The 22,269-nt window shown below is 64.7% G+C and carries 22 protein-coding genes, 1 tRNA gene and 1 pseudogene; 6 read left to right on the top strand and 18 right to left on the bottom strand.

All coding sequences use genetic code 11. The features are described 5' to 3' along the window. Nucleotides 1-379 precede the first annotated feature (379 nt). Complete coding sequence (locus EIP85_RS21770) at nucleotides 380-751, top strand: bactofilin family protein (RefSeq protein WP_127904316.1); 372 nt, start codon at nucleotides 380-382, stop codon at nucleotides 749-751. Between the two features lie 27 nt (nucleotides 752-778). Here the strand turns inward: EIP85_RS21770 and EIP85_RS21765 are convergent, their stop codons facing one another. Further along, entirely contained in the window at nucleotides 779-1,564 is a 786-nt protein-coding gene (locus EIP85_RS21765; RefSeq protein WP_127904315.1) for a glycosyltransferase family 32 protein, read from the bottom strand. Between the two features lie 139 nt (nucleotides 1,565-1,703). Between EIP85_RS21765 and EIP85_RS21760 the strand changes: the two genes are divergently transcribed. Next, nucleotides 1,704-2,501 (top strand): enoyl-CoA hydratase, encoded by a 798-nt coding sequence (locus tag EIP85_RS21760; RefSeq protein ID WP_127904314.1) that lies wholly within the window; start codon nucleotides 1,704-1,706, stop codon nucleotides 2,499-2,501. A 199-nt stretch (nucleotides 2,502-2,700) separates the two neighbouring features. Here the strand turns inward: EIP85_RS21760 and EIP85_RS21755 are convergent, their stop codons facing one another. From EIP85_RS21755 to EIP85_RS21745, 3 genes are read right to left on the bottom strand one after another with little or no spacing between them, the layout of a single operon-like run. Continuing rightward, on the bottom strand, nucleotides 2,701-4,173 hold the full coding sequence (locus tag EIP85_RS21755) for a carboxypeptidase M32 (protein WP_127904313.1): 1,473 nt from the start codon (nucleotides 4,171-4,173) through the stop codon (nucleotides 2,701-2,703). Further along, a complete protein-coding gene (gene ctaA / locus EIP85_RS21750) occupies nucleotides 4,170-5,321 on the bottom strand; it encodes a heme A synthase (protein WP_127904312.1) in 1,152 nt (383 codons plus the stop codon). The genes EIP85_RS21755 and ctaA overlap by 4 nt, the downstream gene beginning before the upstream one ends. A gap of 47 nt (nucleotides 5,322-5,368) precedes the next feature. After that, nucleotides 5,369-6,133 carry an RNA methyltransferase gene (locus EIP85_RS21745; protein ID WP_127904311.1) on the bottom strand — a complete coding sequence of 255 codons (765 nt, stop codon included), beginning with the start codon at nucleotides 6,131-6,133 and terminating at the stop codon, nucleotides 5,369-5,371. A 174-nt stretch (nucleotides 6,134-6,307) separates the two neighbouring features. Between EIP85_RS21745 and EIP85_RS21740 the strand changes: the two genes are divergently transcribed. Next, a complete protein-coding gene (locus tag EIP85_RS21740) occupies nucleotides 6,308-6,928 on the top strand; it encodes a thiamine phosphate synthase (RefSeq protein WP_127904310.1) in 621 nt (206 codons plus the stop codon). A 30-nt stretch (nucleotides 6,929-6,958) separates the two neighbouring features. Here the strand turns inward: EIP85_RS21740 and olsA are convergent, their stop codons facing one another. From olsA to EIP85_RS21725, 3 genes are all read right to left on the bottom strand, one after another. Next, on the bottom strand, nucleotides 6,959-7,804 hold the full coding sequence (gene olsA / locus EIP85_RS21735; protein ID WP_127904309.1) for a lyso-ornithine lipid O-acyltransferase: 846 nt from the start codon (nucleotides 7,802-7,804) through the stop codon (nucleotides 6,959-6,961). Continuing rightward, nucleotides 7,801-8,586, bottom strand: a complete 786-nt coding sequence (gene olsB, locus EIP85_RS21730) for an L-ornithine N(alpha)-acyltransferase (protein ID WP_127904308.1) — start codon at nucleotides 8,584-8,586, stop codon at nucleotides 7,801-7,803. Before olsB ends, olsA begins: the two co-directional genes overlap by 4 nt. Nucleotides 8,587-8,709: 123 nt before the next feature. After that, nucleotides 8,710-8,910, bottom strand: a complete 201-nt coding sequence (locus tag EIP85_RS21725; RefSeq protein WP_127904307.1) for a DUF3553 domain-containing protein — start codon at nucleotides 8,908-8,910, stop codon at nucleotides 8,710-8,712. A gap of 30 nt (nucleotides 8,911-8,940) precedes the next feature. On the opposite strand from EIP85_RS21725, the gene EIP85_RS21720 reads away from it, so the two are divergent. Beyond that, nucleotides 8,941-9,540, top strand: coding sequence for a histidine phosphotransferase family protein (locus EIP85_RS21720; protein ID WP_127904306.1), 600 nt, complete (start codon nucleotides 8,941-8,943; stop codon nucleotides 9,538-9,540). A gap of 6 nt (nucleotides 9,541-9,546) precedes the next feature. On the opposite strand, the gene EIP85_RS21715 is transcribed toward EIP85_RS21720, so the two are convergent. The 6 genes from EIP85_RS21715 to rplU all read right to left on the bottom strand — a co-directional run bounded on the left by EIP85_RS21715 (nucleotide 9,547) and on the right by rplU (nucleotide 14,699). Then, the gene (locus EIP85_RS21715) at nucleotides 9,547-10,821 is read right to left on the bottom strand and encodes a glutamate-5-semialdehyde dehydrogenase (RefSeq protein ID WP_127904305.1); all 1,275 of its coding nucleotides are present in this window, start codon (nucleotides 10,819-10,821) and stop codon (nucleotides 9,547-9,549) included. Nucleotides 10,822-10,886: 65 nt separating this feature from the next. After that, nucleotides 10,887-12,044, bottom strand: coding sequence for a glutamate 5-kinase (gene proB / locus EIP85_RS21710; protein ID WP_127904304.1), 1,158 nt, complete (start codon nucleotides 12,042-12,044; stop codon nucleotides 10,887-10,889). Beyond that, complete coding sequence (gene obgE, locus EIP85_RS21705) at nucleotides 12,032-13,057, bottom strand: GTPase ObgE (RefSeq protein ID WP_127904303.1); 1,026 nt, start codon at nucleotides 13,055-13,057, stop codon at nucleotides 12,032-12,034. The genes proB and obgE overlap by 13 nt, the downstream gene beginning before the upstream one ends. Before the next feature lie 80 nt (nucleotides 13,058-13,137). Beyond that, entirely contained in the window at nucleotides 13,138-13,677 is a 540-nt protein-coding gene (locus EIP85_RS21700; protein ID WP_127904302.1) for a GNAT family N-acetyltransferase, read from the bottom strand. Between the two features lie 218 nt (nucleotides 13,678-13,895). Then, nucleotides 13,896-14,165 carry a 50S ribosomal protein L27 gene (gene rpmA / locus EIP85_RS21695; protein WP_127904301.1) on the bottom strand — a complete coding sequence of 90 codons (270 nt, stop codon included), beginning with the start codon at nucleotides 14,163-14,165 and terminating at the stop codon, nucleotides 13,896-13,898. A gap of 6 nt (nucleotides 14,166-14,171) precedes the next feature. Next, a complete protein-coding gene (rplU, locus tag EIP85_RS21690; RefSeq protein ID WP_127904300.1) occupies nucleotides 14,172-14,699 on the bottom strand; it encodes a 50S ribosomal protein L21 in 528 nt (175 codons plus the stop codon). Nucleotides 14,700-14,995: 296 nt separating this feature from the next. Between rplU and EIP85_RS21685 the strand changes: the two genes are divergently transcribed. Continuing rightward, nucleotides 14,996-15,085, top strand: a tRNA-Ser gene (locus EIP85_RS21685). Nucleotides 15,086-15,349: 264 nt separating this feature from the next. On the opposite strand, the gene EIP85_RS21680 is transcribed toward EIP85_RS21685, so the two are convergent. The 4 genes and pseudogenes from EIP85_RS21680 to EIP85_RS21665 form a co-directional block, all read right to left on the bottom strand. Beyond that, the gene (locus tag EIP85_RS21680; RefSeq protein WP_127904299.1) at nucleotides 15,350-16,429 is read right to left on the bottom strand and encodes a tyrosine-type recombinase/integrase; all 1,080 of its coding nucleotides are present in this window, start codon (nucleotides 16,427-16,429) and stop codon (nucleotides 15,350-15,352) included. A gap of 56 nt (nucleotides 16,430-16,485) precedes the next feature. Then, nucleotides 16,486-16,653 (bottom strand): annotated as a pseudogene (locus EIP85_RS23555) (hypothetical protein); the annotation flags it as partial. 1,792 nt (nucleotides 16,654-18,445) lie between these two features. Further along, nucleotides 18,446-19,465 carry a nucleotidyltransferase family protein gene (locus EIP85_RS21670; protein ID WP_127904297.1) on the bottom strand — a complete coding sequence of 340 codons (1,020 nt, stop codon included), beginning with the start codon at nucleotides 19,463-19,465 and terminating at the stop codon, nucleotides 18,446-18,448. A gap of 225 nt (nucleotides 19,466-19,690) precedes the next feature. After that, complete coding sequence (locus EIP85_RS21665; protein WP_127904296.1) at nucleotides 19,691-20,065, bottom strand: hypothetical protein; 375 nt, start codon at nucleotides 20,063-20,065, stop codon at nucleotides 19,691-19,693. A 399-nt stretch (nucleotides 20,066-20,464) separates the two neighbouring features. On the opposite strand from EIP85_RS21665, the gene EIP85_RS21660 reads away from it, so the two are divergent. Beyond that, the gene (locus EIP85_RS21660) at nucleotides 20,465-21,367 is read left to right on the top strand and encodes a hypothetical protein (RefSeq protein WP_127904295.1); all 903 of its coding nucleotides are present in this window, start codon (nucleotides 20,465-20,467) and stop codon (nucleotides 21,365-21,367) included. Between the two features lie 107 nt (nucleotides 21,368-21,474). Here EIP85_RS21660 and EIP85_RS21655 read toward each other — a convergent pair whose 3' ends face one another. Further along, the gene (locus EIP85_RS21655) at nucleotides 21,475-21,852 is read right to left on the bottom strand and encodes a hypothetical protein (RefSeq protein WP_127904294.1); all 378 of its coding nucleotides are present in this window, start codon (nucleotides 21,850-21,852) and stop codon (nucleotides 21,475-21,477) included. Between the last annotated feature and the right edge of the window lie 417 nt (nucleotides 21,853-22,269).

The following is a 22,269-nucleotide window of genomic DNA, read 5'->3' as shown; positions in this document are numbered from 1 at the left end:
GGTATCTACGGCCCCCAACCAAGACCCGCAAGAGGCAAAATGCGGGAAGATGAAACTTTTTCGAACACCCCAGGAATCCTTGGGGTTTGCGGCGGATCCCCGCCTGAGGGCACCCCGGGTTATCAACAAAGATAGGCGCCAAACTGTTGATAACCCGCGATTCCCTCCCCTTTCACGTCTTCGGAACCCGAATCTGGTCCCGACTCGCGACCCTGAAACGGCCCACGGCACTTTCTTGCCGGAATCGGCCCGGGCGCCGCGCAAATGCGCGATGCGCCCCAATCCGCCCTTGACCCTCTGCCGGGCCATTGTGTCTAACTCTTTGCGAAAGGCACGGTACGCGTCCGCGCCCGCACGAACACCCGAGGAGGAGAGACAGATGTTCAGCAAATCCGCCGAAGGTGAGACGCTGCCCGCAACGCGGAGCGAAGCCGGCGGCACCTCGCATCTAAGCGCGGACCTGAAGATCACCGGCAATATCTCATCCGCAGGCGCGGTCGAGGTGCTGGGCGAGGTTCGGGGAGATATCGACGCCCGCGCACTGACCGTCGGGACCGGCGGCAAGGTGACAGGCAAGATCCGGGCCGAGAAGGTCGAGGTGAAGGGCCATCTGGATGGCTCTGCCAGCTGCAGCGAGGCGGTGCTGCGCTCCTCGGCCGAAGCGAAGGTGCAGATCACCTACGATACCCTGGTGATCGAGAGCGGCGCCCAGGTCGAAGGCAAGTTCAAATACGCCGGCGGAAAGGGCTGAGCTTCACCATCCTGCCCGCGCGCCCGGCTACTCTGCCTTCTCGCTCGCCACGATCTTCTGCGTCTGCTGTGCGACGTGCCACGCGCCGTTCGGCTTGTCGCGGTACTGGCCGCGCTTGTTGATGAACTGGCCCTGGGTGCAGGCGAGCTTGTAGCTGAGCGGGGCGATCCCCGCCGCCTTCACCACAGCGTCGAGCACGGTCGGGCCGGTAAGGTCGTAGACGCTGGTCAACTCGCCCGCCTCTATATTCTCCACAATCCGGTCGACGACCGCCTGCAGCGCCGGATTTCCGGGAGCAGAGGCGAGGAAGTAGTTTGTCACCTCGCCATTCTTCATGGCGATGAAGACGCCTTCGGGATCGCCTTTCAGGAAACGTTCCGGATTGCTGGTGAAGTTGGAGTCGATGTCGAGGTACATACCGCCCTCTTTGAGGAGCACCAGCACACGCCAGAAATCCGCTCGCGCCGCGCCGATACGCAGGCGGGCATAGGCGCGGGCGATGCGACCGGGGAAGTGTTCTTCCACGTAGCGGTCAGCCTCGGCGTCGCCGTGGAAGCGGTATTCGCAGGTCGGCGCGATAAGGCGGTTGAAGCAGAAGCAGGTGTAGACCTGCAACGTGACCGCCCTTGTGTAATTGGTCTGCCACACGATCCGTGGGATGCGGCCCGCGGGCGCCGGGCGGCGCGCAGGGGCAGTCTGAGGCAGAGTCAACCGGAGCTTCGGAAACAGGAAAAGGTGCAGCGAAAGCAAGACCTTGCTTGTATTGGCGAGGATCTTCACGGCGCGGTAGCGCATAGCCTCCATGAACGCCATATGGACTGGCCCTCCCCTGCGCCTTGTTCCGGGGTGGCAGGTTACCGGTTTCTCTCCCCGGCGGAAAGAGCCGCCAGCCCCGGGCTTTTCGCGGGGCGGCGGGGGCTCTAGAGTTTTGGTGCATCCGGGAGGAACAGGCATGGACGAGGAACTGGTATTGCGCGCGGACGAGGGGGCGGTCGCCATCCTGACGCTGAACCGTCCGGGGGCGCTGAACGCGCTGTCGGACGCGATGCTGGCGGCGCTATCGGCGGCGCTGACGCGGCTGGAGGGCGAACCCACGGTCAAGGCAGTGATCCTGAGGGGCGCCGGCAAGGCGTTCTGTGCCGGGCATGACCTGAAGGAGATGCAGGCCGGCCGGCAGGCCGAGGACAAGGGCCGGGCCTATTTCGAGGATCTCTTCCGCCGCTGCGCCAGCGTGATGCAGCAGATCACCCGCCTGCCCCAACCGGTTATCGCCGAGGTGCATTCCGTGGCGGCCGCCGCAGGCTGCCAGCTGGTCGCCACCTGCGACATGGCCGTGGCGTCGGAAGCTGCCAGATTCGGCGTAAACGGCGTGAATATCGGGCTTTTCTGCTCCACCCCCATGGTTGCCCTCAGCCGCGCGGTCGGCCGCAAGCAGGCGCTGGAGATGTTGACGACCGGGGCACTGATCGATGCCGCGAAGGCGGAGCGGATCGGGCTGGTCAACCGGGTCGTGCCGAAGGAAGCCCTGTCGGACGAGGCGTTCTGGCTGGCCGAGACGGTGGCGGGCAAGCTCGGCGCGGCGGTCAAAATTGGCAAGCGGGCATTCTACGAGCAGATAGAGATGGGGCTGGCCGAGGCCTACGAGCACACGGCGGCGGTGATGGTCGAGAACATGCTGTGGCGGGACACCGAGGAGGGCATCAACGCCTTCATCGAAAAGCGGGCGCCGGAGTGGCCGGAGGGGGTTTGAGCGTGCGTGAGGAGAAGCGCACAAGGGGCTGGGAAGGCTTGGAAAAGGCGATACCGTAAAAGCACCGCTTTTACACCGCTTTCGCACCGATTTGGTTTTTGGAATGTGTTCGGAGCGAAAAGGCCCGCCGGGGGGATCCTGGCGGGCCTTGGCATGAGTATTTGGGCCAAGAAGAAGCCCCGGGGAGGCTCCTCTTGGATCAGAGGGCGTAAATCTCGCCGAACTTGGCTTCGAGATAGTCGAGGAGCGGGCCTTCCGACGGCTCGAAGCCGCAGGCCGCGGCGATCGTGGCGCGGGGGGAGCGCAGGCGGCCGTGGCGCTGGAGCCGATCCTTCAGCCAGCGGGTGGCAGGACTGGCATCGCCGCGGGCCAGGGCCTCGTCAACGTCCGGAACTGCCGCGCGCAGCGCCTTCATCAGGCAGCCGGCATAGACATTGCCCAGCGTATAGGTCGGGAAATAGCCGAAAAGACCCACCGACCAGTGGACATCCTGCAACATTCCCTGCGAGGGCTTTGCCACCTTTTGGCCAAAATCTTGCACAAATCTGCCATTCCATGCCTCTTCGAGGCCCTTGACCTCCAGCGCGCCGGAAATCAGCTGCCGCTCCAGATCGAAGCGCAGCATGACATGCAGGTTGTAATGCACCTCGTCGGCCTCGGTGCGGATGAAGCCGGCCTCGACACGGTTCACCGCGCCGTAGAAGGCGTCGGCGTCCCCGGCCGAGAGCGGGCCGAAATGTTCGCCCATCCGGCCATAGAGCCAGGAGGTGAAGGCGCGGGAGCGGCCGAGCTGGTTCTCGTAGATCCGGCTCTGGCTTTCATGGACGCCCATCGAGCAGCCCTGCCCCAGCGGCGTCAGCAGGTAGGCGGCATCGACGCCCTGCTCGTAGGCGGCGTGGCCGGTCTCGTGGATCGTCGAATAGACGCAGTTGAAGGGCTCGCTTTCCACGGTGCGGGTGGTGATGCGCACGTCATTGCCCGAGCCGTTCGAGAACGGGTGGACGGCAAGGTCCAGCCGTCCGCGCGACCAGTCGTATCCGAAGGCGGAGGCAAGCTCCTGCGCCAGCTTCATCTGGGTGGCTGCCGGGAAATGCCCCTCGAGCGGCTTCGGCTGGCGCTCGGCGCCGAGGATGGCCTCGCGCAGGGCGACGAGGCGGGGGCGCATGCCATCGAAGATCGCGGCGACGGACGCCTGGGTCGCGCCGGGCTCGTAATCGTCCAGAAGCGCATCGTAGAGGTCGCCGCCGGCGGCGAGCGCCGCCGCCTCCTCGCGCCGGAGCGCCACGACGCGTTCGAGCGTCGGCAGGAAGGCGGGGATGTCTTCGGCGGCGCGCGCCTCGGCCCAGATGCCCTGAGCGACGGAGGTGACGCGGGCGATCTCTGTCGCCAGACGCGCCGGGATCTTGGTCGCGCGGTCGAATTCGCGGCGGATCTGGCGCAACTGGGCCTCGGCGACCTCGCCCTCGGGCCTGGCCTTCTCCAGCCAGTCGGCGATGCGGGGATCGGTGCGCCGCGCGTGCAGGACGCCTTCGATCGCCCCCATCTCCTCTCCCCGCTGCTCGGCCGCGCCGCGCGGCATCATGGTTTCCTGATCCCAGCCAAGGCGGCCGGAGATCTGGGCCAGCGCCTCGGTATCGCGCTGGTAGGCCATGAGGTCGGTGTAGGCGGTCATGCGGTTCCCTTCCGGATCGAGCCGACGATTGGATAGCGCGCCGTATGGCGGGCGCGCAGGACGAGGGTCCAGAGCACGATGGCCCCGGCCTGGTGGACGATGGCGACGCGCAGCGGCGCCGCGTAGAGCGCGGTGAAGATGCCCAGAGTCATCTGGATCAGAAGCATCACGCCCATCGCCGTAAACGCACCGCGCGTCGCGGCATGGGCGGAGCGGCGACCCTTGAAGGCCGTGACCAGCCCGAAGATCACCAGAAGGTAACCCCAGCTGCGGTGGATGAACTGCACGAGCCCCGGGTTCTCGAAGAAGGCGCGCCAGGTGGCGCCGCCGCCGGGAACCATGAAGGCGTCTGCCGGGAAGAGATGCCCATTCATCAAGGGCCAGGTCGGGTAGTTGCGGCCGGCGTCGATGCCCGCGACCAGCGCGCCGAGCAGGATCTGGATGAAGAGCATGTGCAGCACACCCGTCGACATCCCGAAAAGCTTCTTCTCACCCTGGCGGCGGGCCTGCAGCAGCTGCGCCTCGCTCCGCGACATCTGCAGGATGAACCAGCCGGTCAGCCCGAGGATGAAGAAGGCGATGCCGAGATGGGTGGCGAGCCGGTACGAGGCCACCGCGATCATGTGGCCGTGGAGGCCCGAGGAGACCATCCACCAGCCGATTGCCCCCTGGATGCCGCCGAGAACGCCCAGAAGGAACAGCCGCCCCTTCCAGCCGGACGGGATCTTGCCCGCGGCCCAGAAGCCGAAGAAGCCCACCGCCCAGACGAGTCCGATGGTACGGCCCAGCAGCCTGTGGCTCCACTCCCACCAGTAGATGAACTTGAACTGGGCAAGCGTCATGCCCTGGTTCTCAAGCTTGTACTGGGGGGAATGCTTGTAAAGGTTGAAGACATGTTGCCAGGCGGCCTGGCCGAGCGGCGGGATCACCCCCGAGACCGGCTTCCACTGCGTGATCGAGAGGCCCGAGTCCGTCAGCCGGGTCAGCCCGCCGACGAGGACCATCGCGGAGATCATCGCGAAGATCAGGATCAGCCAGGCGCGGATGGCGCGGCGGGAGCCCTGCGTCCTCCGCTCGATCAGACCGCCCTGGGGGGTGGAGAAGGACCGCTCGGTCACCTCCTCGAAGATTGCGCGTTTCTCGGCCATGTGACCTCCCTCGATCGGCGGGACAGTAGGGCCGGGCGGCGGCGGCTTCAAGGCGCGTCGCTGCCCTTCCACCGGACGATCTGGCGCAACATTCCGTGCAATATCTGCACGTCGGCGCGGGTCAGCGGCAGGCGGCCCCACATGTTGCGGACGTTGGTCTTCATGTTGGGCGCCTTGGCGGGCGGGAAGAAGAAGCCGGCGGTGTCGAGGACCTCCTCGATATGGTCGCCGAACTTCTCGATCTCGAGGCCGGTGGCGTAGTCGGGCGCGGTCTGGGGCGTGGGGGCTGCGGCGGCGGCCTCGCCCTGGCGGCGCCATTCGTAAGCGAGCAGCAGCACGCATTGCGCCAGGTTGATCGAGGGGAACTCCGGGTTCACCGGCACGGTGATCAGCGCGTCGGCGCGGGCGACGTCATCGTTCTCGAGCCCCGTGCGTTCCGGGCCGAAGAGGAGGCCCACGCGCTTGCCCTGCGCGGTGAGCGCATGGGCCTGGGCCATCGCCTCCTCCGGGGTGAGGACGGGTTTCGTCAGCTCGCGGTTCCGGGCGGTCGTGGCGAAGGTGTAATGGCAGTCTCGCAGCGCCTCGGGCAGCGTGTCGAACCGGCCAGCGCGGTCGAGGACGCGGGCGGCGCCGGAGGCCATGGCGACGGCCTTGGGATTGGGCCAGCCGTCGCGCGGGGCGACGACGCGCATCCGGGTGAGGCCGAAGTTCAGCATGGCGCGGGCGGCGGCGCCAATGTTCTCGCCCATCTGCGGGCGGACGAGGACGAGGACGGGCTCTGTCGGCGTCTCGGGGATCGGTTGGTCGGTCATGGCGGGCGTGATAGCCTTGGGCGGGTCCGGCGGCAAGGTGGGCGAGGCCAGAGGCGCGGGCGCCTGGGGATGGCAGGTCCCCTGCCCCGGCGTGCCGCCCGCGAAGGGCGCTGTTTGCAAGCCGCGCAAAACCGGCTAGGACGGCCGGAACCCGCCGGAACCCCGAGGCATCAGATGTCGCAGCCCGATCGCCCGCAGATCTATCTCGTCACCCCCCCGGCCTTCGCGCTGGACCCGTTCGCCGATCGGCTTTCGGCCTTGCTCGACGGGGTGGAGGTGGCCTGTCTGCGCCTCTCGCTTGCCACGCGCGACGAGAGCGAGATCGGCCGCGCGGCAGACCGGCTGCGCGAGATCGCGCATGGCCGTGACATCCCGATCGTGGTGGAGACGCATTTCGCCATCGCCGAGCGGCACGGGCTTGACGGGGTGCATCTGGTCGATGCCGCCCGCTCTATCCGCGCGGCACGGAAGGCGCTGGGGACGGAGGCCATCGTCGGCGCCTTCTGCGGCGCCTCGCGGCACGACGGGATGAACGCGGGCGAGGCCGGAGCGGATTACGTGAGCTTCGGGCCGGTCGGCGAGACCACGCTAGGCAGCGGGGTGGTGGCGGAGCGGGACCTGTTCGCCTGGTGGTCGGAGATGATCGAGGTGCCGGTGGTGGCGGAGGGCGCGATGAGCCTTGCCGCGGTCGAGGCGCTGGCGCCGGTCACGGATTTCTTCGCCATCGGCGAGGAGATCTGGCGCGAGGACGATTCGCTGGCAGCCCTGAAGGCGCTGATCGCGCCGTTGGGGTAGGACCGGCCCGGGGTTGGAGCGCCGGCGCCGCTATGCGACGCTGTTTCGGGCCCGGGGATCGGTCGCTTCCAGCGCGCTGCGCACCTGCGCCTCGCAATGGGCGGCGAGCGCCTTGCGGTCGGGGAAATCGGCGATCCTCACGGGATCATGGAACACCACTTCTACCGAGCCCTGCCGCGGGGCGGCGAGCAGCTTGAGCAGATGCGGGGCGAAATCCATGTCGCCGTACCAGCCGTAGAAGCGCGCATCCTGCCCGGTAGGGGCGCGGTAGACCACGCTGACCGGCTGGATGTGCAGCTCTTCGCAAAGGCCCGGGCTGAAGAAGGCCGCGAAGAGCGTCGACTTGAACGGCAGCACCCTGAGCCCGTCGGTCGAGGTGCCCTCGGGGAAGAACAGAAGCTTGTGGCCGCTGCGCAGACGTTCCTCGAACAGGGCCTGCTGGCGCTTCGCCTCGCTGCCGCGGCGGGCGATGAACACCGTTCCGGTCGCCCTAGCGAGCCAGCCGATCCCGGCCCAGCCGCGCACCTCCGACTTGGCGACGAAATAGATCCGCTGGCAGGCGTTCAGCGTGAAGATGTCGAACCACGAGGCGTGGTTCGAGACCACCGCCCCCTTCTGCGCCATGGGCCGGCCGCGCACGCTGTGGCGGACGCCGAGAATCCCGAGCGCGGAGCGGCAGACGAACTGGGTGATGAAGGGCGTGACCGGGCGGTTGTGACCGCAGAGCGGTCGCTCGACCATCCGCACGATCAGGAGAAGGACAAGGCTGCCATAGGTCAAGGCGCCCAATGTCGTGCCGCGCAGCGCCACGCGCAGCCAGCCGCCTGGGCCGATCGGCACCCGGGCAGGCTCGTCCTCCGGGTTCCAGGGCGTCACCCCCGCGCCTCGTACTTGCGGGTGTAAAAGCCCTTGTGGCGCTCCGACATCCGCGCCGTGTCCATCAGCAGACAGACATCGGTGGTGTTGAAGGGCCGGTCGACGAAGGCCCCCTCGCCGACAAAGCCGCCGAGGCGCAGATAGGCCTTGATCAGCGCCGGCGTGCCGACCATCGCGGCGCGGCGGTCGAGCTGCTCGGCGGGGACGAGGTCCATGGTCTGGAAATGCTCCTCCTGCACCCGCACCCGCAGCCCGTCGGGGGCGAGGTGATTGTGGTGGAGGTAGGCCAGCGGCATCTTCAGCGCCTCGATATCGGTGCCGTGGAAGCTCGCAACGCCGAACATGATCTCGATCTCGCGCTGCAGGACGAAATCGGCCAGCCCGTTCCATAGGTGGAACATCGCCGTGCCGCCGCGGAAATCGGCATGGACGCAGGAGCGCCCCAGTTCCACCAGCTTGCGGCCGGAGCGGCGGAGCGCACCAAGGTCGTATTCGCCCTCGGAATAATAGCGCCCGAAGCGGGCGGCGGCCTCGTCGGTCAGCAGGCGGTAGACGCCCACGACATCCTCCAGCGCGCCCGCGTCCCGGCGGTTGTCGATCAGCAGGAGATGCTCGAACACCGGGTCGAACTCGTCGCGCTCCAGCCGGCGCTCATGATCGACCAGGGTGCCGTCACCGCCGAGCTCCTCGACGAAGACTTCGTAGCGCAGCCTCTGGGCGGCCAGCAGGTCCCGCTCGTCGCGTGCCAGCCGGACCTGAAAATATGGCTCGTCGGATATCATCGGCGTTGGCCGGGCTCCGGTTCCGGTCTCTGGAGGACGGGTTGTAGGCCTCGCATTGTCGGAATGCAACAAGATCGCCCTCCCCGCGGCACCACGGCCGGATTCCGTTGCAAACCGCGGGCTTTACAATCCATAGTTGTCCCGCATCTCCGGTTCCGGCCGGAGGGCGACGCGGGTGCCGTCGATGACGACCTTGCCTGCGTGTTCGAAGGTGATGGTGATGCGCGTTCCGATCCGAGACTGCACCTGGCCCAGCCCCCAATCGGGCCGGTCCGGATGCCGAACCAGCATTCCCGGCTCCAAGATCGCGTTGACGCCCTGCATCGGCGGCACTCCATAGGAAAGACCCGGACCATGCCCGACAAACTGGATCTCCCGGCGCTCGTCGGATCGCGAATCTGCCATGACCTTATCAGCCCGCTGGGCGCAATCGGCAATGGGGTCGAACTGATGGGGCTTGGCGGGGGCGGGACCGGCGAGCCGGAACTGGGGCTGATCGCCGAAAGCGTGGCCGCCGCGAATGCGCGGATCCGGTTCTACCGCGTGGCCTTCGGGTTCGCCGGCGACGAGCAGCGTGTCGGGCGGCCGGAGATCCTTTCCATCCTTGCCGATCTCACCGAGGGCGCGCGGCTCTCGGTCGACTGGCAGGTGCCGGGCGACCAGGCGCGGGCGGAGGTGAAGCTGGCCTTCCTGGTCCTCCAGTGCCTGGAGACGGCCCTGCCCTTCGGCGGCGAGATCACCGTCGCCAGGGAAGGCGAGCCCTGGAAGTTTGTGGGCAAGGCGCGGCGGCTGAAGATCGACGCGGCGCTCTGGGCGGCGTTCCGGGGCGAGGCCGGGCTGCCCGATCTGACGCCGGCGCAGGTGCAGTTCGCGCTGGCGCCCGAGGCCGCCGCCGCACGCGGGCGGCGGCTGTCCTGCGAGATCGGCGAGACCGAGATCAGGGCCGCCTTCTGAGCGGGTTCAGCCCCGGATCGTGCCGTCGCCCTCGACAAGATACTTGAAGCTCGTCAGTTCCGCCGCGCCGACCGGGCCGCGGGCATGCAGCTTGCCGGTGGCAATGCCGATCTCGCCGCCCATGCCGAATTCGCCACCATCGGCGAACTGGGTGGAGGCGTTGCGCATCAGGATCGCCGAGTCGAGGCGGGAGAAGAACCGCTCCGCCACTGCGTCGTCCTCTGCGATCACGCCTTCGGTGTGGTTCGAGCCATAGCGGCGGATATGGGCGATGGCGTCGTCCACCCCGTCCACCACCTTGGCGGCGATGTCCATGTCGAGGTATTCGCGACCCCAATCCTCCGCAGTCGCTGGCGTCGTGCCGGGGAGCTTGGCCAGCTCCTCGTCGGCATGAACCCGCACGCCTGCCGCAACCAGTGCCGCGATCAGGTCGGCCCCGAGCGTCGCCGCGACGGGGCGGTCGATCAGCAGGCATTCGGCCGCGCCGCAGATGCCGGTGCGGCGGGTCTTGGCATTCAGCACCACCCGCAGCGCCTTAGCCGGGTCGGCAGAGGCGTCGACGTAGAGGTGCACGATCCCCTCGAGATGGGCGAAGACCGGGACCCGTGCCTCGCGCTGGACGAGCCCGACCAGGCCCTTGCCGCCACGGGGCACGATCACGTCGATGAACTCCACCATCTTCAGCATCTCGCTGACCGCCGCACGGTCGCGTGTGGGCACCAGCTGGATTGCCGCCTCCGGCAGGCCCGCGGCCTTCAGTCCCTCGATCAGGCAGGCATGGATCGCGCGGGAGGAATGGAAGCTTTCCGAGCCGCCGCGCAGGATCACCGCGTTGCCGGCCTTCAGGCAGAGCGCGCCGGCATCGGCGGTCACGTTCGGCCGGCTCTCGTAGATCACGCCGATGACGCCGAGGGGTGTCCTGACCCGCTTGATATGAAGGCCCGACGGCATGTCCCATTCGGCCAGAACCGCACCGACGGGATCGGGCTGGCCCGCCACCGCGCGCAGCCCCGCGACGATCCCGCCGATGCGCTCCTCGTCTAGCCGAAGCCGGTCCATCATCGCGGGCGACAGCCCCTTCGCCGCGCCGAATTCCATGTCTTCGGCATTGGCGGCCAGAATCTCCGCCCGCCGCGCCCAGACGGCATCGGCCGCGGCCTCCAGCGCGCGGGTCTTGGCCTCAGGATCGGCGAAGGCCAGTTCAGCCGCCGCCGCGCGCGCTGCCCGGCCGAGACCGGTCATCAGGCCCGCGATATCCTCGCCACGCTCCGTCCCGTCCATGGCCCGCCCCTTCTTCCGTCCGAAAATTTCCCGGGGTCCGGGGCCTAGCCCCGGGAAACCCCGGCTCAAACCACCATGTCGTCCCGATGCACCAGGACCGACCGCCCCGGCGCGCCCAGGATCTCGGCGATTTCGGAGGACCGGTGCCCCTTGATCGCACGCGCCTCCGCCGCCGTGTAGCGGGTCAGCCCCTTGCCCAGCATCTCGCCGGCGGGCCCGAGGATCGCCACGGGATCGCCGCGCCCGAAATGGCCGGAGACCGCGACGACGCCCGCCGGCAGCAGCGACTTGCCCGCGCCGAGCGCCTGGGCCGCGCCCGCGTCGACGGTGAACTCGCCCCGCGGCTTCATCGTGCCGATCCAGCGCTTCCGCGCCGCCTGCGGGTCGTCATGGGCGAGGAACCAGGTGCAGTTCGCCCCCTCGGCCAGCGCCGTCAGCGGCCGGGCAACGGAGCCCTCGAGGATCGCCATGGCGCAGCCGCCTGCGACCGCGACCTTGGCGGCCATCAGCTTCGTCTTCATCCCGCCGCGCGAGAGGCCAGAGATCGGATCGCCGGCCATGGCCTCGATCTCGGGCGTGATCGTCTCGACCGTCTCGAACCGGATCGCCGAGGGGTCCTCCTTCGGGTTGGCCGAGTAGAAACCATCGACATCGGAGAGCAGCAGGAGCTGGTCCGCCCCCACCGTCACCGCGATCTGGGCGGCGAGGCGGTCGTTGTCGCCGAACCGGATCTCGTCGGTCGCCACGGTGTCGTTCTCGTTCACGATCGGCACCACGCCCAACGCGAGGAGCTGTTCCAGCGTCGCCCGGGAATTGAGGTAGCGGCGGCGGTCCTCGCTGTCCTCCAGCGTCATCAGCACCTGAGCGGTGACGATGCCATGGGGCGCGAGCGCCTCCTCGTAGGCACGGGCAAGGCGGATCTGGCCGACCGCGGCGGCGGCCTGATTCTGCTCGAGCGGGAGCGGGCCGGCGGGCAGGTTCAGCACGCCGCGACCCAGCGCGATGGAGCCGGAGGAGACGATCACCACGTCGGCACCGCGGGCCTTGGCCTCGGCCACGTCGAGCGCCAGCGCCTTCAGCCAGGCGAGGCGCAGGGCGCCGGCCTCGCGGTCACCGGCCTCACGCATACCAGGGCGGCTTTCGACCAGAAGCGCAGAGCCGATCTTGACGACCAGCCGTCGCGCCGCGCGCAGGTCGGGCCGGGCACGGGTCAGGGGTGCCATTTCACAGTCTCTTCCTGCGCCTCCGCCGCGGGGCGAACGCGGGCGAGGACCGCGCGCAGCACCTCGGGCATGCCGCCGCCGGCGACGGCAGAGATCGCCAGCACCGGCCCGCCGCTGGCCTTTTCCAGCGCACGGCGGCGGCGGCCGACGGTTGCGGCATCGAGCGCGTCGATCTTGGTCAACGCCACGATCCGCGGCTTGTCGGACAGGCCGTAACCATACGCCTCCAGCTCTTCCACGATTGTCTTGTAGTCGCGGGTGATGGTGGAGGAGGTGCCGTCGACGAGATGCAGCAGCACTTCGCAGCGCTCGACATGGGCGAGGAACTGGTCACCCAGCCCCCTGCCCTCGCTCGCCCCGGCGATCAGGCCGGGAATGTCGGCCATGACGAACTCTCGCCCGTCGATGCCGACGACGCCGAGGTTCGGCACCAGCGTGGTGAAGGGGTAATCCGCGATCTTGGGCCGCGCGTTGGAGCAGGCGGCGAGGAAGGTCGACTTGCCGGCATTCGGCAGGCCGACGAGGCCCGCGTCCGCGATCAGCTTAAGACGGAGCCAGAGCGCGCGCTCCACCCCCTCCTGCCCCGGGTTGGCGCGGTGCGGGGCCTGGTTGGTCGCGGTCTTGAAATGCAGGTTGCCCCAGCCGCCGTTGCCGCCACGGGCCAGAAGCACGCGCTGGCCCGGCTCGATCAGGTCGGCGACGAGGGTTTCCTCGTCCTCCTCCAGGATCTCGGTGCCGACGGGGACCCGGAGGACCACGTCCTCGCCGGACTTGCCGGTCTTCTGGCGGCCCATGCCGGGCTGGCCGGACTTGGCGAAGAAATGCTGCTGGTAGCGGAAGTCGATCAGCGTGTTCAGACCTTCGACAGCCTCGGCCCAGACCGAGCCGCCATTGCCGCCGTCGCCGCCGTCGGGGCCACCGAACTCGACGAATTTCTCGCGCCGGAAGCTGACGCAACCGCCGCCACCGCCGCCGGACCGGATGTTGACCTTGGCCAGATCGAGGAATTTCATCGCCGCGCTTTCATTTTTCCCGCCCGCAGGCGATAGACCCAAAGGGCCCGGCCCTCAAGCGTTCCGCGCCCTTCGCGCGGTCAGCCGAGCTTTTTCACATAGGTCCAGGTCGGCACCCGCGCGTCGCGCGCGACCGAGAAGGTTTCGGCGTCGCCGATATAGTCGAAGCCGCAATTCGCGAGCACGCGGGCCGAGACCGGGTTGTCCTGGAAGACCTCGGCGAAGATCGTGCGTGCGCCGAGCGGGTTGGCCGCGAGCAGCGTGCGCACGGCCTCGCTGGCGAAGCCGGTGTTCCAGAAGGCGGGCGCGACCCAGTAGCCGATCTCGTACTGGTCGCGGTCCATCTTCTTCAGCCCGATGGCACCGAGCACCTCGCCCAACCCCTCCGCGGAGCCGTCGAGGACCCAGACGTCCTCTCCCCCGCTGGGAGCGGTGACGCGGCCGATATAGGCCTCTGTCGCGCCGGGCGGCAGCGGGTGCGGGATCGAGCGCGTCGCCTCCGCCACGCGGCGGTCGGCAGTGTAAAGCGCGATGAGACCCGCGTCGGACTTGCGGATCGGACGCAGCACGAAGCGCTCCGCCGGGATCACGGGCCGGGTCTCGATAGTGTCCACTCGCATTCACTCCTCCTGCGAAGCGCACGCCCGGGGCGGCTACCGCCCGGGTCTTTGCGCGGGGCCTGCGGGGCCCGGCGCTGTCTCCTCCGCTCTCAGGTGGGGCAGCGCGGGCTGCCCGGCAATCCCCTGAGAGGCAACATTGGGTCTTCCGGGGCCGGAAAAGGATCGGGGGACCGGCGTCTCGCCGATCCCCCGTCCAAATCAGACCTCGAGAGGTTCGGCTATTCGGCTGCCTCGGGCACCGGGAGCACGGAAATGAACGTGCGGCCCTTGAAGCCCTTCTTGAAGCTGACGCGGCCCTCGGTCATGGCGAAGATCGTGTGATCAGTGCCCATGCCGACGCCCTCGCCCGGGAACCACTTGGTCCCGCGCTGACGCACGATGATGTTGCCCGGACGGACGGCCTCGCCGCCGTAGAGCTTCACGCCGAGACGACGGCCGGCGGTATCGCGGCCGTTGCGGGACGAGCCGCCTGCTTTTTTGTGTGCCATGGTGGATTACTCCTTGGCTTCCGCGGCCTTCTTGGGCGCGCGCTTCGGTTTCGCCGGGGCAGCCTCGGCCGCCGCTTCCGCGGGTTTCGCTTCCGCCTTCGCCTTCGGCGCGGCCTTGGCCTTCGCCGCCGGCTTCTCGACCGGAGCCGCGCCCGCGTCATGCGCCGCGCGACGGCCCGCCGCCGCGCCGATCGCCGCCGTCACGCCCGACTTGTCGGCGCCGGAGGCGAGGATCTCGGTGATCTTCACCAGCGTCAGTTGCTGGCGATGACCCTTGGTGCGCTGCGAGGAGTGCTTCCGGCGACGCTTGACGTAGTTGATGACCTTGTCGGCCTTGATCTCGGCCACGACTTCCGCCTGCACCGCCGCACCGGCGACGAGCGGCTCGCCCAGAACCGGCTTTTCGCCGCCGAGCATGAGGATGTCGTTGAACTGGACCGTCTGGCCCGCTTCTGCCGCAAGCTTCTCCACGCGGAGCACGTCGCCCGCCTGGACCTTGTATTGCTTGCCGCCCGTCCTGAGGACCGCGAACATCTGTCTTCCTTTCCAAACCCCGCGTCCCGCGGCCCCCGACCCCGGGCGTTCGGCCCCGCTGCTGAGGGGCGCCTTCGGACTGCGCGCCCCTCGGAGGGGCGATATGACATTACCCGGGCGCCGAACCGACCCCCGGAGATGCGGGCTTATCCGGAATCATCACCGGAAAGTCAAGCAAGGATGGGGACGCCAGGCACGCCCGATGTATTCCCCGCGGACCGGGGACAGGAAGCACCGAAAACCCCTTGCGCAGCCCCGTCCGTCCCGCTAAACGGCGGGCCTGCGACCACCGACGCGGAGAGGTGCCGGAGCGGTCGAACGGGGCGGTCTCGAAAACCGTTGTGGGTTTGCGCCCACCCAGGGTTCGAATCCCTGTCTCTCCGCCACTAACCCCCTGAAAATAAAAGACATTGTGCCCGCTCCCTGCACCACCCGGGGAAGACCCTTTGGGTTCCGGATGGGCAAATGACGTCATACTATGACGTCTCCGGGCTTCCGACGGTACCACAAACGCTGTCATAGCTGGCTTTCTCGTCTGCGCCGTTCGTGGGTCGGTTGGGACAGAAGATTGGGGACCGAATGCGAAAGGGCCCCGCCAGATAGCGGGGCCCTTCACACGTCTGTGCGAGTCGAAGAAATGCTATAGTCGGTCAGAAACCATTGTCGCCGTCAGCCAGGGCGCGGGCCTGCTCCTCCTGAGTCAGGTACCGGAAGTAGTACCGCTCGGTCGTCTTGACCGACCTGTGGCCCAGGTATCGGCTGACCCGGTACACCGACCAGCCCGCCCGCAGCCGATCAACGGCAAACTTGTGGCGAATGTCATAGAGCCGTGAGCCGAACTCGATGTCCTGGCCGAACTGCCAGAACAAGTTCGAGATGTCCTTGTAGTGGCCGTGCTCGGTATCGTTCCAGAAGACGTATGGCGACCGGTTCGACCGCGGAATCCGGCGAAGGATCTCGACCGCCTCGCGACGCAACAGGATCGTCCGGGCAATCCGTCCCTTGGTGTGCCGGAACGTGAGGGTCGCCCCGTCGTCCTGATCCAGCCTTCGGATGTCGCTCCACGACAACAGGGCGGCTTCAGTCACGCGGCAGCCGCAGGCATCCATGAATCCCGGAAAGTACTGCAGCGTGCCGGGTGCCCGCGCTGCCAGTTTGGCGATGGCCGCGTCTGCCGGCATTACGATATCCGGCTGGCTCTCGGTCAGGCCCTGCTTCTCGTAGGCCTTGACCGGATTGTGGTCGATCCATTTCTTGTTCTGGATGTGCCGCATCAACTGCGTGAAGGCGGTGAGGTCGCGATTGATCGTCGCCGGCGAGACATCTTCCTCCAAGCGACGCGTCACGAACTCGGTGATGAAATCGACGTCGATCTCCCCCGCCATCACGGCGCAGACGTCGCGCCCCATCTCCGAAAGATACTCCGAGGTCACCCGCGAGATCTGTCGAAGGCTCACGAGATAGCGTTTTCTGGTCTCCGGCGACCAGGAACTGTTTTCGGCGTTCAGCTGATCCTCGAAGGACACCACGCCGGTCACGAACCGCCAGTCGAGTTCGCCGGCCTCCGCCCGGCCCCTAAGCTCTTTGATGCGCTCGTTCGCCCGCTTTTCCGCTGTCCGGCGATGAGTTGTACGAAGCGATTCTCGATATTGGACGCCGTCGACCGAGACCCGCAGATAGTAGTTCTTGCTTCCGGCTTGCTTGTAGATGTAGGTCGGGGACTTTGACATTCTTCAATCCATTTTTCGATCAGATCTGCATCGAACCGCCAGATTTTCTTTCCCACTTTCATCGCGCCGGGAATTGCGTTCTCGCTTGCGAGTTTGGTGATGTGTCTGGTGCTTACTCCGAGCCGATGCGCGACTTCCGCGCTCCCGATCAGTGGTTTCGTAGAGGGGACATTGGTCCGTTCGACGAACGACGAAGTAGATTTTTGAGAATTCTCGCAATGCATTGATATTACCAACCATTTCCTCGGCAGTCGTATTTGGAGAGGAAGATTGGCTCGAACCCGAAGAGACGAAAGAAATCTCTTCAAACGGAAAATCGGAGACGCAAACCCTCTAAGCAAAGGAGATTGGTTCGCCGTTCTCGACGCGAAAATCGATAATCTTTGAGAGCAAAGGTTCTGATGCGCAAATCGGCTTCAAGCGAGAATCGATCCTCCCCGTTCCCAGGGCAGACTGATCCTGCGACCTCAGTGTTGGGTATGCCGAGGGTGGTGTGGCCGTTCAGGACGGCGACGCGAAACACCTCACGTTCGGACACCTTCAGACGGGGATTTGCCGGATTTTGACGGGAAGATTCCGGAGCCACACGGGGAAATTCCGGAAATTGGCGGGGAAATTCCGTTGCGGAACGGGGAAATTCCGGCAAGCAATGCTGTATCTAACTGAATTAAATGAGAAAATCGCCGTTGAATCTTATGAATCATTGAATCCTTAATGAAAAACGTCGCAAAGCAAGCATCTTGGGTGGCTTTCGAGAGCTCGGTTGGGCGACTCCAGCCATCATCAGCCGCTTCCGACGAACCGAAGCGCCCACGGAACACGCCCCGCATCTCCAGGTCGTGGTGACCAACAAAATATATGCAGCGAGGTGAAGATTTTTTCTTTTCGGTTGGCGCTGGTCGATCAATATCCCTGTCATAGCGACCCTCGCACGTCGGAAGCTTGGTTTCACAAACCAGGATTCCGCAAGAATTCTTGCGGGATCGGACTCTGATAAGAACGATGGCGGATAAAGCGAAGGCTGAAAGTACGCCGAACTACCCGGAACAGAGGACACCGGAGTTTTGACAGGACCAGCCGCGGAGTCATGGAAGCGATGAGATGGCTTTACGATGGCATCTGCCTCTCAAGCGGAGCGTATCGACCATCACGCAAACTTCCTGATCCATTCAGGCAACGCGCGTTCTTCAGAAAGCTCGCCGGTCGACAGAATCTTCTTCCGTGTCGACTTGATCGCCCAATCTTCACTCTGAGCGAATGGTGCAGGCGCCTCGATTTGGGTACGCCTGACTCCTGTTCCAGCGCTTGCGTCGTCGTCCGAACTGCACTCCGCTGCGACATTCGCTCTTACCTCCCATTTCGATATAATGTTCCAGTACACTCGTCGGAGGGGCTGCCATGTCTCGGAGAGACGACTTGCGTCGAAAGCTTCAGCGGCAGTTGAGCGCCGCGACCCATCGCGGAGCCGCCTCCGTGGAGATCAATTCTGGTCAGGTGCATCGGGCGATCGGAGGATATCCTGGTTCGTCCCACAACATGCCAACCTGCTGCGACTTGATGTACGAGGAGTTTCGATCCGGGGACGTAGTGGTGTCACGGCCGCCGACGGGGAAAGGTGCGGCGCTCACGATCAGGTACATGTTGCCGCGTTAGATGTCCTTGTCGCATCAAGGCACAACGAGATGTTCGGGGGATGCAATGAACACAATAAAGGAAGAAGGCGATCGGATATTCAATCGAGCCGTTCGTCAGACCCGGTACAAGCGCGGAGACAAGGTCGTTGTATTCGTGTTCGCATTCCTTTGGTGCTCGTTTACTGTATTTGGCGCATCTCTCCTGATGGCGACGGGAGGAGCTGGTCTTATAGCATTGTGCTTGTGGCTCGTCGTGCGGGCAGCCATTTGGCTCTACAGCCAAGCGACTGCAATCTGACGCTTTCCGCTGTGTTCTAAGACCCGGCATGCAGAATGGTTTCGTGGAAAACTTCAGCGACCGCCTCCGGCATGAGCGCTTGGCTCAGGGCAGGGCTTCAAGCCGTGCACGCGTCGCCGGCATTCGTGCGAGAGTAGCATCGAGACGCGCGCGCCATTCTGATCCCGTCTCCCGGGCGACCTCGTAGGCTTCGGCAAGGTCTTCCGGGCGCTCCTCACTCAAAACCTCGACCAGGAATGCCGCTTGTGCGCGGTCCTTGCCGGCCTTGAGTTGATCGGGAACCGCCTGGCGCCGATCTGCAATGATCAACTTGTGGATCGCGAACCTCTCGGGCCTCGGGATCTGCACGAGGGCGCCCGATCGGTAGAGAAACGGCACTTGGATCGGCTCGGCGATCAGGTAGTCGAGATAATGCAGGCTCTGTGCGCTCACCCCGAGCGCCGGAAGGTCCCACAGACCTTCGTCTTCTTCACGAGACGGCGTCAGGAACTCCACCAGGGTCGAGCGATCGGTTTGCCGCCAGCGCCAGACCTTATTCTTCTCCAGCGACTGGAACGGCTCGAACTTTAGCGTGGAGAAGGCATCCACCAGGTTCTCATTCACCGTGTCGCCCAATGCGATCGACAGCCTCTTGAAACCTGAAATGTCGATATCGTCCGTGACGGCCGAATGGCTGAACTCGATCCGCACACCGAGCTCACCCTCGTAATGGCGGAACGCCTGCGTGCCCACAAGAGTGCCGCCCAGCCGGAAAACCCCAGAGCGCTCCATCGCAGAGATGATCTGACCCGTGCCCCCGTCGCTCATCAGATATCCCTCGGCGCGCAGGATCCGCATGAGCCGCGCACGTTCGCGCTCACCGGTCTTGCGAGCCTCGCCGATCTCCCGGACGCGCTCGAGCCGCTCGCGCAACTCTTTGCTGTCTTCTCCGATGTAGCGGTCTACAACCTCGGATCCGATCCGGAAGTGATCATACCAGTATGATCTTCCTCCGACCGTCCGCATCTTTGGCACACCCCGGAGATCCGAGACCCGGGCGTCTTTTAGAAGACGCAGAAGATCCGACCAAGCGGCTGAGCCGATCTGACTGTGATATGTGGCCATACTTTGCACCACAAATATTTTTCTGTGGTGTAATATGAGGTGCAATCGTACAGCACGCAAATTTTTCAGTGGGGTAAGGTCGCCGAACGGTCTGATTTAACGCCTGGCACCAACATCCGCAAGGCGGCCCTCGCCGCAGGGTTACTCTCGGAACCCTAAGATCCAAGGTCAATCGGGACTTCTCGGCAACCGGTTTGAACTGCCCGAAAGCAAGCCCACATCGACCTACCCGTGGACCACGAGCTCGATTTCGCGCTTGAAGGCCGAGACGACCTCTTCGGGCTCCTGAGCGAGGTAGTCCGCGGGTGGAACACCGAAATCAAGGTGCGGACGCAGCAGCCAGTGCACCATGCGCAATGTGCTCCAGTTCCGCGGTTTAAGCGCGATCAAGCGTGACACCACCGGGTAAATCGATCCGTGTTCGAGATCAAACTGGAACAGCGGGTACATCACGCGGCCGTCGATGGTGAAACCCAGCAGACCCTGCTGGCCTTCTAAACCATGTGCGGCTGAAAGGCCTAAGATTTCAGCCACCTGTCCCGCGTCCAACATCGGTGCTGTCGCGAGGATTTTTCGCCTTATCTTAGAGATCCCGTCCATTGCCACACACTGTTGATAGCACAACTGTCCGTCGTCAGATGATTTGGGACACGAGGGTCTGATAATCCGGTTCGGAGGGTCTGGCTCGCGCAGATTTCAGTTTAGGCTGCCGTTTGTCGATGCAGCAAGCGACGCTTCTCGATGATCTTGGCTTTGATCCCCTATCGTCGCTTGAGCATGGTTGCGGCCCTGCCGAGACTGACGTCGCGGGCGTGAGGTTGCTGGGGCTCTCGTGGTATAGGTCCGCGATGCGCAGACGGCGGAATTCTTCTGCGCTTGTGGCGAACGTGCACCGGGCGGGGCCGCACCAGGCACACGGGTTTCGGTATCCAAGCGAAGGTGACGGAGATAAGCTCCGGTCGCATCGGCTAAATCTACTTGCAAACCCGGAGTATCGTCGTGGCATATGATCCACCAAAAGATCTGGATGATGCGATAGCGCGGTTCGATGACTGGTCCAGTAGGCTGCTCGGCGCAAGGGATTGGCAGTCACAGCAGCCCTTGTATCACTATACCTCTTTCGAGACCTTGCCCAAAATACTGAAATCACAGCAACTCTGGATGACATCCCTATTCAACCAGCCCAAAGACCCACAGGAATTCGTCTTTGGTTCGAGCATCCTGAAATTGACTATTCAGGAAAACGCCCGCGACGCCAGTTCGAGCTATATGCATACGCGCCTATTCAACCGCCTTGAAGGTCTGGCCCACAGTGACATTAGGAAGTTCTGGGGGTGCCACATCGCTTGTCTCGCGCCGCATGGCGAAGATTTCGATCTTTGGAAGGAATTTGGCGATGGAGGCAAGGGGGTCGCGTTGAAAATTTCTGCCGACTATTTCGTGCCCAGACCACATGGAAACGACGAGCCGAAATGGTCTGTCCAGCCCGTAACGTACGGCCCCGATGTTGCCGCTCATGCACTTCGAAAAGTCATTCAGATCGCGTCGATGGCATTGGCCGAAGCTGAGCCGTTCGTAAAGTCTCAAGCCGACGCAGACTATGTGGTTGATAGGATATTTGAGTCTCTGGCCGCTTGTCACGTCATTCCGATCTGCATGCTCGCAAAGAACGGGAATTTTATCGCCGAGGCAGAGGTTCGCATGTTTGCTCCTTCGTCGCTTGAGAGAGAACTGGGCCCACCGGACAAAATTGCGGCCCACCTCCACCATAACTTCATCGAAGGCGTTCTCGTCGGTGAAAACGCTGATGCGGAACACGCGCGCCAGATTGTTGCGGGCTTCGCCCTCTCGCCAGCCCTTGTTCAGGTCGCTGCTTATTCCCGCGGTCTGCAACCCGTGTGAGGGTGGCTGCTTCTCTGATAGGCAGCCGGGCGCTCAAATTCTCTGGCCACCTTTCGGGCCGACTGGCACCGCTCAATCGATCTTCCACCCTATTCAGACCAGCATTTTCAGCGCTCAATCCTTTCAATCCTCTGGTGTTCGGACAGCTCGACAATATCTATACCTTGTTCTTCGGCAGCGTCGCGCAAGAATTGATCCATACTCCGCTCAACCACGGCAAGAAACGCCGGGACATGCAATCCACCAGATTGATCACGGTAGTGGACGCCGAAGTGTTTGGGGGTAATGCCGAGAACCGTCTGGACCTCCGCGAAACGATTACAAAAGCCATTGTTGTAGAGATCGCGATACACCTGCGTCGCCTGTCGGAATTTCTCCAGCCTCTTCCCCTTTTCGGCTACAGCCCCATACGTTGGGATCAAGGACCAAAATTTTCCGAAGGTAATCTGATAAGTTCCGGAGCGTGCCCAGTAGGTCTTTTTCATGAATATCTGCCCTCTGGATGATTTCTATCGATCTGTCTCTGACAAGTGGGTTCGACGTGACGGGCCCGGAAGAATATTTTGTGCAAGCTGCGCGATCCCGATTTGCGTATGTCAACACTTCACGCCCCCAAAGCGTGACTGCGCCGGGACGACCAGAGTCGGCTTGGAGCACCCAATCGCGCCAGGCACCGCGGGCGACCGGATGCAGCGCATTCGTTGCGGTCAGCCCAACTGAATGCAGAATGCAGGCGACATGGAGGATCGGCTCCGGTGGACCTTGGGCTCGGTAACGAGGCCACAGATAGGCGGGCGGCAGCAGATCGACGTGAACGGCCCAGGGACGAAGCCGCTCGCGCGGCATTGACGCCCGTGTCGGGCGCTCGGCGATAATCTGAAGGTCGTGCATTTGGGGACGGT

It is taken from the genome of Solirhodobacter olei (assembly GCF_004010155.1).
In the GTDB taxonomy this organism is placed as follows: domain Bacteria; phylum Pseudomonadota; class Alphaproteobacteria; order Rhodobacterales; family Rhodobacteraceae; genus Solirhodobacter; species Solirhodobacter olei.
The sequence above is the reverse complement of the archived record's forward strand: the minus strand, read 5'-3'. Positions and strand labels throughout refer to the sequence as shown.